This is a genomic window from Nitrospirota bacterium, from assembly GCA_026387665.1.
In the GTDB taxonomy this organism is placed as follows: Bacteria; Nitrospirota; Nitrospiria; order Nitrospirales; family Nitrospiraceae; genus Palsa-1315.
Window position 1 is genome coordinate 1 of sequence record JAPLLG010000005.1, and the last position, 15036, is coordinate 15036.

Annotated in this window: 13 protein-coding genes and 1 tRNA gene; 2 read left to right on the forward strand and 12 right to left on the reverse strand. The window is 57.4% G+C overall.

The window, feature by feature from the left end; translation table 11 throughout:
• The 3 genes from NT179_03285 to NT179_03295 form a co-directional block, all read right to left on the reverse strand.
• Window positions 1-2028: tetratricopeptide repeat protein (locus NT179_03285; GenBank protein ID MCX5721039.1), on the reverse strand; the 2028-nt coding region annotated here is incomplete at its 3' end.
• Between the two features lie 340 nt (window positions 2029-2368).
• Window positions 2369-3787 (reverse strand): sigma-54 dependent transcriptional regulator, encoded by a 1419-nt coding sequence (locus tag NT179_03290; protein MCX5721040.1) that lies wholly within the window; start codon window positions 3785-3787, stop codon window positions 2369-2371.
• Between the two features lie 583 nt (window positions 3788-4370).
• Window positions 4371-5078, reverse strand: a complete 708-nt coding sequence (locus tag NT179_03295; protein ID MCX5721041.1) for a response regulator transcription factor — start codon at window positions 5076-5078, stop codon at window positions 4371-4373.
• A 515-nt stretch (window positions 5079-5593) separates the two neighbouring features.
• On the opposite strand from NT179_03295, the gene NT179_03300 reads away from it, so the two are divergent.
• On the forward strand, window positions 5594-6463 hold the full coding sequence (locus NT179_03300; GenBank protein MCX5721042.1) for an HDOD domain-containing protein: 870 nt from the start codon (window positions 5594-5596) through the stop codon (window positions 6461-6463).
• On the forward strand, window positions 6460-7872 hold the full coding sequence (gene sthA, locus NT179_03305) for a Si-specific NAD(P)(+) transhydrogenase (GenBank protein ID MCX5721043.1): 1413 nt from the start codon (window positions 6460-6462) through the stop codon (window positions 7870-7872). The genes NT179_03300 and sthA overlap by 4 nt, the downstream gene beginning before the upstream one ends.
• A gap of 141 nt (window positions 7873-8013) precedes the next feature.
• Here sthA and NT179_03310 read toward each other — a convergent pair whose 3' ends face one another.
• The 9 genes from NT179_03310 to NT179_03350 form a co-directional block, all read right to left on the reverse strand.
• Window positions 8014-8610 carry a ferritin-like domain-containing protein gene (locus NT179_03310; GenBank protein ID MCX5721044.1) on the reverse strand — a complete coding sequence of 199 codons (597 nt, stop codon included), beginning with the start codon at window positions 8608-8610 and terminating at the stop codon, window positions 8014-8016.
• A gap of 108 nt (window positions 8611-8718) precedes the next feature.
• Window positions 8719-8794 (reverse strand) — tRNA-Met (locus NT179_03315).
• A 251-nt stretch (window positions 8795-9045) separates the two neighbouring features.
• A complete protein-coding gene (locus NT179_03320) occupies window positions 9046-9297 on the reverse strand; it encodes a hypothetical protein (GenBank protein MCX5721045.1) in 252 nt (83 codons plus the stop codon).
• 20 nt (window positions 9298-9317) lie between these two features.
• Window positions 9318-9863 (reverse strand): transcriptional repressor LexA, encoded by a 546-nt coding sequence (lexA, locus tag NT179_03325; GenBank protein MCX5721046.1) that lies wholly within the window; start codon window positions 9861-9863, stop codon window positions 9318-9320.
• A gap of 416 nt (window positions 9864-10279) precedes the next feature.
• Window positions 10280-11374: an ABC transporter ATP-binding protein gene (locus NT179_03330; GenBank protein MCX5721047.1), complete on the reverse strand. Its 1095-nt coding sequence runs from the start codon at window positions 11372-11374 to the stop codon at window positions 10280-10282.
• Window positions 11359-12033 (reverse strand): molybdate ABC transporter permease subunit, encoded by a 675-nt coding sequence (gene modB, locus NT179_03335; protein MCX5721048.1) that lies wholly within the window; start codon window positions 12031-12033, stop codon window positions 11359-11361. Before modB ends, NT179_03330 begins: the two co-directional genes overlap by 16 nt.
• Before the next feature lie 68 nt (window positions 12034-12101).
• On the reverse strand, window positions 12102-12431 hold the full coding sequence (locus NT179_03340; protein ID MCX5721049.1) for a hypothetical protein: 330 nt from the start codon (window positions 12429-12431) through the stop codon (window positions 12102-12104).
• Window positions 12409-13185, reverse strand: a complete 777-nt coding sequence (modA, locus tag NT179_03345) for a molybdate ABC transporter substrate-binding protein (protein ID MCX5721050.1) — start codon at window positions 13183-13185, stop codon at window positions 12409-12411. The genes NT179_03340 and modA overlap by 23 nt, the downstream gene beginning before the upstream one ends.
• Window positions 13186-13215: 30 nt before the next feature.
• Complete coding sequence (locus NT179_03350; protein MCX5721051.1) at window positions 13216-15012, reverse strand: porin; 1797 nt, start codon at window positions 15010-15012, stop codon at window positions 13216-13218.
• Window positions 15013-15036 lie beyond the last annotated feature (24 nt).

Below are 15036 nucleotides of genomic sequence, written 5' to 3' on the forward strand. Positions count from 1 at the left end.
CGCGAGGGTTCGGAGAATCTGCAGGCGCGCCCATTCTGCCTGATCCGGCTCCGGGTTCGAGGCCAGGATCCGTTGATAGAGCTCCACGGCCTGCTGCGGTTTCTTCAGCGTCGTCAAAAGGTCCGCAAATATGAGCCGATCGCTCGGCGACTGTATGAACTTGTGGCGTTCGGCCTCTTCGAATGCCGCCACGGCTTCTCCACGTTGGTGATCGTCCGCCAACGTTTTCGCCAATGTCAGCTGCATCCAGCCTCTCTCCGGTTCGCGGGGGTGCGCACTGAGCCACCGCCGCATGAGCCGGATGGCGCTGCGGCGGTCTTCCTGCTCCAGCATGGCCGTGATCAAGTGCCGCAACACCAGCATCGATCGGGGACTCTGCGGATGCTGGAGACGGAAGCTCTCAAATACGTTCCGCGCAGCCGAGGAATCATGGTGGTCCAAATAACTCTCGCCCAGCCCGATGAGCGCGGCTTCGTGGAACTTGCCCGCCTTCCGATCCCGCACCAAGATTTGATAGAGGCGCGCCGCTTCGACGGAAAACCCCAGACGTTGATGCGCCTCGGCTACCTCCAATAACAGATGCGTACCGGCGTAGTGTTGCTCCGGAACCTGTCCGTGGCTATGAAAGAGCGTCACCACCTGCATATCGTTCTTGGCCTTGAGCGCAGCCTCAACCCGCGGTTTCAGCATCGCGGCAAGACGAACTCTGGCCACCTGAGGCCACGGATCATGTGCTGCGACACCGGCCCGCTGCGTCACCGCGAGATAGGCCTGTAGGGCGCGTGCGGTCGCACCTTGTAATTCGTAATAGGCGGCCACCTGAAAGAGCGCCTCGCTGCCGAGGAAGTCACGTGGATGGTCCTTGGCGATTTTTTTATAAAGGGCCTCTCCACGGGACGACTCCAGATAGGAGACGCGCGAGCCCCGCATCATGTCTCCCACCATTTTCTTCAAGGTAAAACTGCCTGCCGACGCCGCCGACGCCTCCTGATCCATCCGTGCCAGATGCATACTGGCGATCCCCGCTTCCTGCGAGCCTGAATACTGGGTCAGAGCGGCGATGTAGAACATCTCCGCCTGTTTGTACAAACCCAGCCGCTGGTGGTTCTTCCCAAGGCGAACGAGTGCCGCGCCTGCATAGGGGGAGGACGGATAGAGGTTATACAGGAGCGTATCGATGGCACGGGCCCGCTGCATCTGGTCCGTATCCGCCAGGAGTTCGCCATACTGCTGCAAGATCTGAGGGTCGTGCCGAAGGAGGTCCGGCCAGCGCTGATAGAGCAGGTCATACAGTGGTTGCGCCTCGCGCTTGCGCTGGAGCGTGCACAGGGCGTTGGCCTGGCCCAATGTCGCCCGCATCATGAGCTGGTCGTCGGTCGCGCGTTTCCTGACCGTTTCAAACGCCTGTTCCGCTTCCGCCACACGGCCACGAAAATCGAGGATGACGCCAAAGCTGAGCAGGGATCGGTCGGCATCGGCGCGAGCGATCACACGTGATGTGGCATATTCATAGGCGACGATGGCTTCCTGGAACCATCCCATTTCGACATAGAGGTCACCAATCCGCCAGAGCGCGCGGGACGCATTCGGGTCATTCGGGTGCAGACGAATGAGGGCACGATATTGCGCAATGGCTTCCGCCTGGCCACGGCCGGCCGGATTCTCGAGCAGCGGCAGTTCGGCCAAGAAGGCCTTCGCCGATGCCAACAATGCGCGGTCCTGCTCCTGTTTTACGATCGCGCTAAAACCTGCGTGAGCCAGGGCATGTTGCCCATGCTTGAATGCCTCAACCGCATCCTGGAACGGCAAGGTGACTGATCCCTCCGCAAGATGCCCGTAGCGGGGTCCCTCATCAGCCAACATCAGCCGTGTTGAGGAAACGGGCAAACTGGCACGAACCGGTCCGACCTGGATGGGCGATGTCGCGGGGGGTACCGGTCGCAGGTCAGCCGCAATGGCGACGTCCAGCGGGAGACCCTGCGCCAGCAGACAGGCGAGTAACCAATGGCAAGAGGTAGTGACTTTCATAGACAGGTGAGGGATTGAGCAATTCCCGTGCCCTTCGCAAGATGAGGGCAAATACTCATTCTGCGAGGGAAACCGTGACCTTGTCCGCGGCGCCTTCGTGACGTTCGTCAAATCTTCAACGCGTCGCCCATGGGACTGGTCAAACGATTGACAGGAAGAACGGGAGGAGGAAGGAATGAGAAATTCGGCGGGAGCGATTCAGACGTACAGGGAACGCACGAAACATCTGCCGGCATTCTTCAGGGCGCCAGGCGCTGCCCTTCCAGGCTCACACAATGGGCCGCCAGGCCAGAGGGGGCGCACCGGAAAGAAGATTTCATCAAGCAATCAGGAGCCCTCGCTAGAAGGACAGGCAGCCCTGGTCCTTGGTGGCCAACCCTTTTCGCTTCATTTTCTCCACCAGCGTAGTCCGGTTCACCTGAAGCAACTGGGCGGCTTTGCTCGTAATCCCGTTGGCTCGTCGAAGTGCACCGACGATGAGGCGGTTCTCAAGCTGTTCGAGTTCCCGTGACAGACTGACCCCCTGATCCGTAAATCCGATGAAATGCGTTTCCAGCTGTTCTGCCGGCGCCGCTGCCGCTGGCCGAGGAAACACACGCTCGGGAAGATCGGAGACTTCGATCGCTCCTGATTGTTTCAACACCACGAGACGCTCGATCATGTTTTCGAGTTCCCGAATATTGCCGGGCCATTGATGTTCCATCAAACAGGTCATCGCATCCGGGGAGCAGCCGGTAATGGCGGTCTGCTTCGTGTGATTTAACCGTTCCATGAAATAGTTCACCAATTGCGGAATATCACTCCTCCGCTCCTTCAGCGAGGGCGTGGTAATGGGAATCACGTTCAGGCGATAGTACAGGTCCTGCCGGAACCGCTTCTGCTGGACAGCTTGCTCCAAGTCTTGATTGGTGGCGGCTACGACGCGGACGTCCACCTCGATCGTTTTCGTCCCCCCCACCCGTTCGAACGAACGCTCTTGCAGCACGCGAAGCAGCTTCACTTGCAGCCCGAGGCTCAACTCGCCGATTTCGTCGAGGAAGAGCGTCCCCCCATGCGCCAATTCAAAGCGCCCGATTCGCGTCTGGGCGGCGCCGGTAAACGCGCCCTTCTCGTGGCCGAACAATTCGGACTCCAGCAGGTTCTCCGGAATGGCCCCGCAGTTGACGGGCACGAACGGACGGTCTTTGCGTACGCTGTTGAAATGCAGCATCCGCGCGACCAGCTCCTTGCCGGTTCCGCTCTCTCCCTGAATCAACACGGTGCTGTCGTGATCCGCAACCTTCGAGACAAAATCCAGGACGCGCTGCACCGGTTCACTCGTGCCGACCAACTGCTCCGCCCGATAGGGTGTCCGCGCAGATTTCCGCGGCCCGCGAGAATCCTGGCGGCGGCGATGCGTCTCCATGGCTTTATTGATGACAAGGGCCACCGCCTCGTTATCGAACGGTTTCGTGAGGAAGTCGAACGCGCCGAGCTTCATGGCCTTGACGGCGCCGTCGATCGAGCCGTAGCCGGTCATCACAATGCCCAGCACCTTGGAATCGATCTGAAAGATGCGCTCCAGGACGGCCAGGCCATCGATGTCGGGCAACTTCAAATCTGTCAGCAGCACATGCACGGGAATCTCTTGGGCCACTCGAATGGCATCTTGGCCATTCCCGACGATCGTGGCCTGATGGCCTTCTTGCGTCAACAATCTCCGGAGCAGGCTCTGCACCCCTTCATCGTCCTCTACCACAAGAATAGACAAGAGACTCATAGATGTGCTCCTCATGAAAAATGCTGATAGGTGACGACAACGGCCAATGCCTGCATGGGGCCTGCGTAGCGATTGATCGCCCCGCCATTGAGGGACGCGGATGAACAGTTTTTATCGCATTGAATGGTCTGGCAATATATGAAGCGCATCGATACTAATCGTAGACGAGATTCCTATAACGGAAAGTGCCTAATGGCCCATGCGCAAATTGCATTATGCACATATAGGCCTGGAGCCATTTAGCGCCAAGCATGGAGCCGAACAGCTCTATGCCCTATAACGTATCTTTACTAGCTCCGCTACCCAGTCTATTTCTATCCATACGCAGCGGCACTATAAACGGTTAACTATCTGAATTGATTACCTAGATAGCTGCATCGGCCGGCCTATTTCCGCACCGGTGGAACTATGCCGTCAAGGCCCCATGACCCCGCGAGGCAAGACTTACAGAGGGGAAAAGTAGAAGAGGAAGCAATCGACTGGAAGCAGCTAAGGCAGACGAATCGAGAGAGATGAGGCCCGTGGCATGAAGCCCCTCACCTGAGAGGCCTCGACAGAACAAGCTCAGCGCAGGACCGAGATCTCAGTAACCCTTCTCTGTCTTCAGCGACGATTGGAGGCTGACCCGCTTCTCGGAGGGAGACTCCCGGATGAAATAGGCAGCCGCTTGAGCGCGACGAGTCACTTTCAGTTTCTGGAAAATAAACCGGATATAGTTCTTCACGGTCTTATCGCTCAACTCAAGCGATGAGCCAATCTCCTTGTTCGTTTTCCCCTCGGCCACGAGCGCAAGGACCCGTTGCTGCTGAGAAGAAAGGGACGCGCGCTGAGGCTCCGAGGCTTCCTCTTTTTGCGACCGCATGCGGGCCAGGAGAGGCTGGGTAATGGCCGGATCCAGGATGGATTGGCCCAGGGCCACGGAATGAATGGCCCGCAGCAAGGCATCGGCATTGACTTGTTTCAACAGATAGCCATGCGCTCCCCCGATGACCGCAGCCAACACAGCCTCCTCGTCCTGGTAGGATGTGAGAAAGAGCACCCGCGTGTCGGGACAGGACTCGCGGATGGCGCGGCAGGCGTCCACCCCGCTCCCACCGCCCAAGCGGACGTCCATGAGCACCACGTCCGGCTTTAGGGCGCAGGCTTGCTGTATGGCCTCGTCGACCGTGGATGCTTCGCCGACGACATGGATACTCTCCTGCCGGCTCAGCACGGTCTGCAACCCCACCCGAACGACTTCGTGGTCGTCCACCAGCAATACTCTGACTGGCTCAGCTTTCGATCCGATCACAGGACGCCTCCTCTTCGAAATAAATACTCGCGCGACGCGCTGTTCAGAGCCACGCAGGAACCTAGGCTTCCTTCTATCTTCCTGCTCCACTGCTCCGGCGATGAGATCAAGACCATCACCACGACTCAACTTGCCCGTTATCGTAGTGGTTTCTGCCAGTTATCGCAATGCTGCCATGCAAATTTATTCCACAGGAGCAGCGTAAAGACAAGTAATCATAGATATATTTCCACATGCTCGGCCTGCCAATCGGCTACGTATCACTATCTATATTTCTGCGCCAGCGCGCACCAAAATCCTCGGCCAGCCGATATTGCCCTATTGCCGCACCAACAGACTAAGGGCATAGCGCTCTACCAGCACAAACCATCAGGCCCTCACGCAGATGCCCGTGCGACCAAGAAGTTCCCCACGATTTGCGCATACCATGCGATTAAGGTTCCACCCCAATCTACCGACAAGAGACTGTCCCCCAACACAGTGGACGCAAACCGCGCTTGAGGACTGCCTACCGCATGAATACTGAGACAGATCTATCCAAGAATATCGACATGCCTGAGCCGGTCGAGCGGGCCTTACTCCAACGGATAGACAAGGATCGAATCGAACTTCCGGTGCTGCCACAAGTCGCCGGTCGGGTCATGGCTCTGTCCAGTGATCCATCAGCGGATGCGGCCCGCTTGTCCGCCCTCATTCACCAAGACCAGGCACTGGCGGCCCATATCCTGCGAATCGCCAACTCACCGGCCTATATGCCGCGAACTCCGATTATGTCGCTCCAGCATGCCGTGGCCATGCTCGGCGTGAGTCAGCTATCGGAAATCGCCGTCACCATTTCTCTAAAGAGTGGGACCGTCCACGTTCCCGGGCACGACGCGGAAATACAGCAACTGTGGCGCCACGCACTAGCGAGCGGAGCCTACGCCAAAGAAATCGCCCGCCTGCGCCGGTATAACGTGGAAAGCGCCTACCTCTGCGGGCTCCTGCATGCCGTCGGAAAACCAGTCGTGCTTAAGACCGTCACCGCCATTGCCGCGGAGCTGCGCATCACGCTTAGACCTGATGCGATCCGCGCCTTCATTGATAGCTATCATTCCCGGATCGGCATCTTGATCGCCACGGAATGGGCCTTACCCTCGCAGGTCGCTGAGGCCATCGCCTACTACTGGGTCTATGAGCAGGCCCCGTCGCATCGACACGAAGCGATGATGACCTGCCTGGCAGACCGGCTGGCAACCTATGTACTCGTTCCCGAATCCTTCAATGACAGCACCCTGCGCGACCACAGCGTCTTTGCCGATCTCAATCTCTATCCCGACGACGTCGACACGCTGCTCGGTCTCAAGGACAAGGTCCTCTGCCTCGTGGATACGATGACACTATGAGTCCCGCAACTCACTACGACATTGTGGTGATCGGAAGCGGTCCGGCTGGCCAAAAAGCCGCCATCCAAGGCGCCAAAGCGGGTAAACGGGTGGCTGTAATCGAACGCGAACCAGGCATCGGCGGCGGGTGCGTGTACCGCGGCACGATTCCGAGCAAAACACTCCGCGAGAGCGCGCTGCAATTGGAGCGCACAAAACAATCCTCGACCACCTTGGACGTTTGCGTGCCGCCGAACATCCCGGTCGCCGCGCTGATGCGCCGTGTGGATGACGTGGTCAAGGCGCATGGCCTCTACATGGAAAATCAACTCCGGCGCAATGGCATTTCATTTTTCCATGGCCGCGCCAAGTTTTGCTCTGCCACCCTGATCGAGATGCTCTCCATCGACGGAGTCAAGCAACTCATCACCGCCGACACGATCGTCATTGCCACAGGATCCCGGCCTCGTGCGCCGGTCGGAATTCCAATCGACCACGAAAATATTCTGGACAGTGACTCCATCCTCTCCATGATCTACTTGCCACGCTCCCTCACCGTGCTCGGCGGGGGCGTGGTGGCATCGGAATATGCCTCGATCTTTGCCGCACTGGGCGTGCACGTCACGCTCGTCGATCGGGCTGATCGCCCCCTCCAATTTCTGGACGAGGAACTCGTGCGCATGTTCGTGCAGAGCTTTGAGCAGGGAGGCGGTCGCTATTGCGCGGGACAGGCCGTCAAGGACGTCCGCTGGGATGGGATCTCTCAGGTCGTGACGACGCTCCTGGACGGGCAAATGATCAGAAGCGATAAGATGCTCGTGGCCGTCGGTCGGCAGCCCAACTTAGAGGATCTCAATCTTAGCGCCACCGGATTGACGCTCACTGAAAAGGGAACCTTGGCCGTCAACGAACATTGCCAAACAGCCATTCCCCACATTTACGGGGTCGGCGACCTGCTTGGCCCCCCCGGCCTGGCCTCCTCTGCCATGGAGCAGGGCCGGCGAGCCGTGTGCCACGCCTTAGGTCTCCCGGAAGGACGTTCGTCCGACATTCCAATCGGAATTTACACCATCCCCGAGATGGCCAGTATCGGACTAGACGAAGCGGCAGGTCGAGCACGCTATCGAGAGGTCATGGTCGGCCGGGCACGCTTCGACGAAATTGCTCGCGGTCAGATCTCAGGCATTTGTAACGGCTTGCTGAAGCTAGTGGCCGATCCGACAGGAGAATACCTCCTGGGAGTCCAGATCGTCGGGGAAGGGGCAACGGAACTGATTCATGTGGGCCAAATCGCGCTGCAGCATGCAGGCACGATCGATTCATTCGTCGAAAATATCTTCAACTTTCCTACGCTGGCGGAGGGCTATCGCATCGCGGCTCTTGATATACTAGGCCAACGTCAAAAACGTCTCGCCTCGACCGCCGCATAACCATTGGGGCCCTGACCTGGGTGCGCGCCTCGCCCCTTCATCACACTCAACGGCTATTCCGTCTCGAAACAGAAAACCTTCCGAAGATTTATCCTTTTGCCACGAAACCGGAAGGCGCGCCTGCCTCCCCGACTGCAGGCGTCACAATGGGCGCACCCGCCCCTCCGACCTCGCCAACAAACCAACGGTCATAAACCGCTCGTCGATCGCATCAAGAATATGCCGTCTGAGCTCGTCGCGGAACGGTGCAAGACTCTCGTCTTCAACATAACGATCGACGGTTCCGGGCAACCGCCGCCTCCAAGCCTGTGCCGTCTGTCGCGCACCATCCGCAGCAGATCCTCCGTGAACCAGGATGGCGCGAACTTCGTCTTCGAAGAACCCCACATGCACTTCTTCATCTTCCAAAATCGAGACCAGATCCGGGCGCAACCCGATCAACAACTTGGCAAACTCCAATCCCAACGTTTCGTATCCGTAGAGATGCACGGCCAAGGCCCACCATTGGGTGGGCACACGAGGCAGCGCCGTCTTGCCGTGCGAACGTGTTCCCAGCAGCTGCTCAAACTGCTTGAGATGCTGCGCCTCTTCCTCCTCATGGCGACGCAAAAACTGCAACACCCCGGGAGGCACATCCTGCGTTTGCGCAGAGCGCACTGCCCACAAGGCCATCGCTTCCGCCTTGAGGAATCGCTCGAGGAGGGCTCGTTCGCAAGTGGAGGGAAGAGGATGGATCATGGCCCTAGTCTACCGGAGCGATGGAGTGGAACCAACCATCGCACAAGCTCATTCTCCGGCTTGAGCACGATGCGACATGGAAGGGAATGATGCGCACGAAGCGCGCGATGGTGGCGGTGTCCCGGATTGAACGGGAGACCCGCGGCTTATGAGTCCGCTGCTCTACCAACTGAGCTACACCGCCAGAACGGATGGTACGTAACCGGGCATAGAATACAGGAATGATCTGGAAAGTGTCTACAGGGCTGTAGCAGTCATTTTGCCAGGTTCCGTTAGCCGCAGCATCCGCCTGAAAAGACCTGCCGCTGCTGAGAAGCGGCCCAGCAACGCTCACAGAGTTCGACCGTTGAATGGGTCATTCCATCGACGCAGGCGATTCGTTGCATGACTACCGACCCACAGTCGGCACAGGCGCCGACGGCTGACCTCTCCGTCCTACGATCTTGAGTCAGCATGAGACACCATCTTTGTATTCGGACGAATCTGGCGATTGCAGACGGCTGACATAAACTCCTGCCCACCCTTGGGACTTACCAAGGTCCGCCACAACCGGACAGGGAGCAGATCTACTTTGGGCCGGCCCAGCTTCCATTGCACTTCGCGTAACTGCCCGTTTAAGAAATCCACCGTTCGTTCCAAATCAACCAGCCGTTCCGCCTCACAGGGTCTTCCTCCTGTATACATCATATCCTCCCTCCTCTCATGAATTAGACCGCACAATGCCGAATCACGCCGATGAGAATGCCTTCGATATGAAAAGTATCGGAAGGGGTCACGATAATCGGCTGCATCGCCTGATTCGCCGGATGCAGCTCAATGTGTGAATCCTTCTTGAAGTAGGTCTTGATCGTGGCCTCCTGATTCACCAGCGCCACGACGATTTGCCCGTTCTGCGCCGTCGCCTGCTTTCTCACCACCACGAGATCGCCCGGGAGGATGCCATCATCCTTCATGGACTCCCCTTTGACGCGGAGCGCGAAGGTATCGCCCCCCCGTAACATGCTCGGAGGCACATCGATGAGTTCGGACTGGGGGACCGGTTCGATCGGTGAACCGGCTGCCACCATTCCTGCCATGGGAATTTCCGATGCTCCACCCAACTGGTCCAGCGTGATTTGCACCATCCCGGGAATACGGCGCATCCCGGTCTCATACCGAGCAACTGATACGCGGGTTGTTCGCAAGGCATCCGCCAGCTGCTGCTGGGTCAGCCCGAGCTGTTCGCGAATTCGTTTCAGATCAGTTGGCTTCATAATGTAACCAATGGTTACATAGACAATGATGCGCCGTCAAGCCCCCTGTTCAAGATTTACGAAACAGATGAAGAAAACCCTATCCAGGAGAGTGATCTGTGCATAACTTGTCAGAAACATCGCTGCCAGTGCGGACGTTCACAATCAAAGAGGATGAAATATCGATATTTGCCTAGGTTTTGTTGTTTTTATCTTATATTTCAGCAAGTACCACTACATCTAGTGGTGGACCATCATCATGGACCAATGCCTATTTTTTAGGCAAAGACGTGTTATGAACGAAGAAATGCGCGGAATTTTGCTGGCAGGGTAATCTTATGAACAGACTTATCCACAGAAGCTGGGGAGGATGATTTTGTACACTTTCCTCTTAATCACCGGCCTGGATTTTTAAATATTTCACCGGCCCTTCCTCTTTAGACAACTGAGCAAGACACCAGATGCACAGATCCGGCCTTGATCGCTGCGATAACGGAGGCCCCAGGCGCCAGACGCAAATCCTCTACAGCGCCACGTGTAATCATCGCCGTGAGCAGAAAGCCGCAGTCGATCTTCACCTGCACCATCACGCCCTGGGGCACGATATCGACCACCCTCCCGGCAAGATGGTTCCTGGCGCTGGTCATACCGCTCCCCGCCTGTTCCAACACCACATCTTCCGCGCGGATACAGACATAGACCGACGAACCGACTCCTTCCACGGCCAGAGCCTTGATGGCCATGCCATTGACCACAACTGTAGCGAGCCCGTTCTCTGAATCACGCACCTGCCCCTGGATCACCGTCTCGACTCCCACAATCTGTGCCACCGATTCATTGGCCGGACGAGAAAAGACCTCCTGAGGAACGCCAATCTGAAGTATCTTGCCCTCGCTCATAACGGCAATGAGATCGCCCAGCGTCAGGGCTTCAGTCCAATCATGGGTGACCACGACGGTCGGGATTTTCAACCTGGTGAGCAAGGAACGTAGCTCGCTGCACAGTGCGCCTCTGGTCGGAGCATCCAAGGCTGACAGAGGCTCATCGAGCAAGAGTAGCTGCGGCTGACGGGCAATCGCGCGGGCCAAGGCCACCCGCTGCTGCTGGCCGCCGGACAACTGGCGGGGCTTCGACTGTTCCAATCCATGAAGTTGCAACAAGGCCAGCACTGCGCTGACTCGTTTACGCCGTTCTTCCTGCGGCAGATCACTCAGCCCATACTCGATATTGCCCGTCACGGTATGAGTGGGAAACAACGCATAGTCCTGCGACATATAGCCGAGATGGCGCGCTTGCGGCGGCATACTGTGATGGCGGGCGGCATCGACCCATATCTCCGATCCAAATCGGATCGTCCCCTCCTCCGGCTGTTCAAGTCCCGCCAGACAACGGAGCAGCGTCGTTTTACCGGAGCCGGACGGTCCGAACAGGATCAGCACCGATGGCGGATCAAGAGGGAGCTCCAGCTCCGCGGCGATCGTCAGCCGGCCGGGAAATATTTTCCGGCAGTTGAGGCTTAACGTTGCGGCCATACAGCCCATACCTTTCGATTCATTGCGTAGACACAAAGCAACACGAGATAGGAGACCACGAGGAGGAAGAAGGCCGTCTTCGCGGCCCCGGCATAGTTCAACGCCTGCACCTCATCGTAAATATCGATCGAGACCGTCCTCGTTTCACCCTCGATGTTGCCTCCCACCATCAACACAACACCGAACTCCCCCAACGTATGGGCAAAGCTCAAGACGACGCCGGTAATGATTCCTGTGACCGAAAGCGGCAGGATGAGCTTGAAAAATGTTTTGAACTTCGATTGCCCCAGGGTCCAGGAGGCTTCGATCAAACGACGATCTACTTGATCGAACGCCGCAGCGAAGGGCTGTACGGCAAACGGCAAACTGTAGAGGATCGACGCAAGGAGCAGACCTTCGAAGGTAAAGGGAAGCGGGTGCCCGACGAGATCGCTGTAGAATCGACCGACCGGGCTATGGGGACCGATGGCGACCAGAATATAGAAACCCAACACCGTCGGAGGCAACACAAGCGGAAGCGCCACCACCGACTCGACAAGAAACTTCCAGCGCCACTTTGAAAAGGTGAGCCAATAGGCGATGGGCATTCCGACGACCAGCAAGACACCGGCCGTCAGGCTAGCTAATTTAAATGTCACCCAGATGGCAATCCAGTTCACAATCCCACCTTCGTCATCATCGAGACCAGCGCCAACCTGACGAGAAGCCCGTCTTCGGTCGCCTGAGTTTACTTACAACGGAACTGTATGCCCCAGCGCCGTCCGCTCACTTCCCCTTCCGCTCCCTCCACGCTGGACATACTGCCGTATCCCCGCACTTCCCCATCTTTGAGGACTGTATAGCCGGAGGGACATTTTCGCTCGATGAGCGTCAGCGCCTCCCTGCGATGAGGCGACCCCATCGGGCCACCCCGGTCTTCCTTGAAGAGGTAGGTCACCACGCCTCCCTGCTCTGTTTCGTGAGTTAACAGAACTGCCTGGGAACAGCCAACGCAAGCCACAAACAGGGTCAACCAGATCGCCTGCGTCCAGGGCTTACTTGGGCGACGTAAAGCCATAGCGCTGCATAATCTCCTGTCCCTGAGGACCCTTGACGAATTCCAGAAAGTGTCTGGCGGTTTCCGGCTGTTTGGACTGTTTCAAGATCACGGCTCCCTGTTCCAGGGGCGCATGGGCCGCCGCGGGAATCTCCCAATACTGCCCCGCAGCCTTCATCGCCGGGGCAAGCGCCAAGGAGAAGGCAATAATGCCTGCGTCACAGGCGCCTGATTCAATGAATTGCGCCGCTTGCGAAATGTTCTCCCCCAAAATAAGCTTGTCTTTCACCGGCTCATAAACTTTGAAATATTCCATGGCTGCCACGGCCGCCCTGCCGTAGGGAGCATGTTTGGGATTGGCGATGGCGATCTTCTTGATCGTCGGGTCCCGCAAGAGCTCCAGCCCCTTGGAGAGATCCAGGTGCGACCCCTTGCCGGTCCACAGGACAATCCGTCCGACGGCATAGGGATAGAGGGAGCCAGGCACGACGAGGCCTGCCTCCTCCAGCTTCTTGGGGTAACCGATGTCGGCTGAAAAGTAGAGGTCGAACGGGGCGCCATTTTGGATTTGCGCATAGAAATTGCCCGAGGATCCGAGCGTCAGCTTCACATGGTTACCGGTCGTCTGTTCGTACTCCATCACCAGTTCCTTAAACGCAAAACTCAAATCTGACGCAGCGGCAATCGTGATGTCCGCGGCAAACGAGCTCGGAACGAGGCAGGCCAACAGGGCTGCACAGACCAGGACCATCGACAAACGACATTTCACTTTCATCGCAACCTCATGACACCGGTGAGCGAACGGTTAGAAAAATATTTGATATTGGAGCCGGACCGCATTTTCGATCAGCGTCCCTGCCTGGGCATCCAAGGGCACTGAGCCGGACGGGCAATTGGCCGGGCAAGCCCCCGTCGCTGGCAACGGAGCGCTTCGGCCGATCGCATAGCCACCCTGCCCCATGGCAATATTGCTATAGGTCAACATGACTTGATGGTCATAGGTTCCGCTCAAAAACCAGTTGAGGGAAAAATCCACTTCCTTGATAAGGTCTCCCCCCGAATGGGTATCGGGATCCCACCAGGCATAACGGGCGGCGAATTCCAGTTTTCGTGGAATGAGATAGTAGCCAGATTGGACATACCAGCCGGTCGTGTTGCCGAACTGATTTGGCGCATAGGTGGTGCAAGGCCCCCCGACTCCGTTCGTCACCATGCAAGGCATCCCTTTGTTATGCCGCGTCACCGTTCTAAACCAATATTCTGTTTGTAGGGAGAAGCCCCGATACTTGAAGGCATAATCCAACGTCCAGGTTGAAAAGTCGACCACGCCTTGTCCGAGGATGCGTGCGTTCCCATATTGGGCCAGCGCTCGTCGAACGGTCAAATTCGCCAGGTCGATCCCCACAAACGCATTACTTGTACTGGTATCGATCTCTGGATTGTAGGCATAGCCTCCACCGACCGCCATTTGCGGATTCTCAGAATAGGCCAAATCGCCTTCACCGTACCCGGCCCGGCCCATGATGTTTGCCTGGAGTCTGGCCACATACATCAACTGGTTGACGTTGCTTCGAACATTCGCGTTGAGGTTGCGCTGATTCGGTTGGCAGCCCCCCGGTGACGGATAGGGATTCCCACTCGTTTGTCCGCCAGGACAGCCGACCGTCGGCTCTTCGCTCGAAAATTGCGCAAAACGGTTCACAAGGGGACCGACTCCGTTGAACACGCCAACGTAATAATTGACCGGGTACACCTCTTCATCGTTCATGAAGGTGATGCCCACATCGCGACGGTTCAGACCGTTCGCCGTGAAGGCATCCATCGCGAGGGCGCGGTTCGCAAACTGCATCGAGGCCGTCGAATTGATCTGCGACCGACTGAAGTAGACCTTATACTGACCGAGCTGCACGTTCAGCCAGGGAACATGGGTGCTGGTCACGTTCATGTCGAAAACTGAGATAGCTCCCGGCGCCTGGGCATTTTCTGCCGTCTCGCCGGCAAGCTGAATGTAGTATTTCAAGTCCGGATTAAAGAGGTGCCCCATGAAATAGAGCCGGGCGGTCCTCAAGTTGAACGAGGAGGCCTCACCGATGGAGCGATTGGCCCGGTAATCGCCGAACACCCCGAGCAGTTCTGGAAAGTTTTTCGAATCGCCTGAGTTGCGATAGGCCTCATTGCGGGAACGTTGCGTAAACCGCATCGCAACGCGCGCCCGAATCTTCAACAAGAAGGCATTATCGTTCATGGAGAAATTAAAGCCCCGGTCGTACCAGGCCTTAAAGCTCGGCTGGAGCAGGTAGGCTCGCTCCTGCGACTCTCTCACGACTGCATCATATTCTTCCCGCGTGATGATGCCTTGCTTAACGGATCGCTCCAGCAGCAATTTAGTCGCCGGGTCCATGCTCTCCACGAAGACATACTTCCCATCCTTCTCCACCAGTTTCCCCGCATCAGCGGCACAAACCAGCTCTGGACCAAACCAGGCCGCACACAGCACATACAGCGCGAATCCAATATTCTTGCTCCACCGCGGCCCAACATTAAGAATGACGGATAACACCCGCTTGGACAGCACTGCCTTCCACCGGCCACTACACTTCATAGATCCCCCATCCATCAATACGTT

Bases quoted from the DNA above. Each gene is read 5' to 3' on its own strand.
- NT179_03350 (MCX5721051.1), bottom strand. From the start codon at position 15,012: ATGAAGTGTAGTGGCCGGTGGAAGGCAGTGCTGTCCAAGCGGGTGTTA.
- NT179_03340 (MCX5721049.1), bottom strand. From the start codon at position 12,431: ATGGCTTTACGTCGCCCAAGTAAGCCCTGGACGCAGGCGATCTGGTTG.
- sthA (MCX5721043.1), top strand. From the start codon at position 6,460: ATGAGTCCCGCAACTCACTACGACATTGTGGTGATCGGAAGCGGTCCG.
- NT179_03310 (MCX5721044.1), bottom strand. From the start codon at position 8,610: ATGATCCATCCTCTTCCCTCCACTTGCGAACGAGCCCTCCTCGAGCGA.
- NT179_03330 (MCX5721047.1), bottom strand. From the start codon at position 11,374: ATGGCCGCAACGTTAAGCCTCAACTGCCGGAAAATATTTCCCGGCCGG.
- NT179_03300 (MCX5721042.1), top strand. From the start codon at position 5,594: ATGAATACTGAGACAGATCTATCCAAGAATATCGACATGCCTGAGCCG.
- NT179_03290 (MCX5721040.1), bottom strand. From the start codon at position 3,787: ATGAGTCTCTTGTCTATTCTTGTGGTAGAGGACGATGAAGGGGTGCAG.
- lexA (MCX5721046.1), bottom strand. From the start codon at position 9,863: ATGAAGCCAACTGATCTGAAACGAATTCGCGAACAGCTCGGGCTGACC.
- modA (MCX5721050.1), bottom strand. From the start codon at position 13,185: ATGAAAGTGAAATGTCGTTTGTCGATGGTCCTGGTCTGTGCAGCCCTG.
- NT179_03320 (MCX5721045.1), bottom strand. From the start codon at position 9,297: ATGATGTATACAGGAGGAAGACCCTGTGAGGCGGAACGGCTGGTTGAT.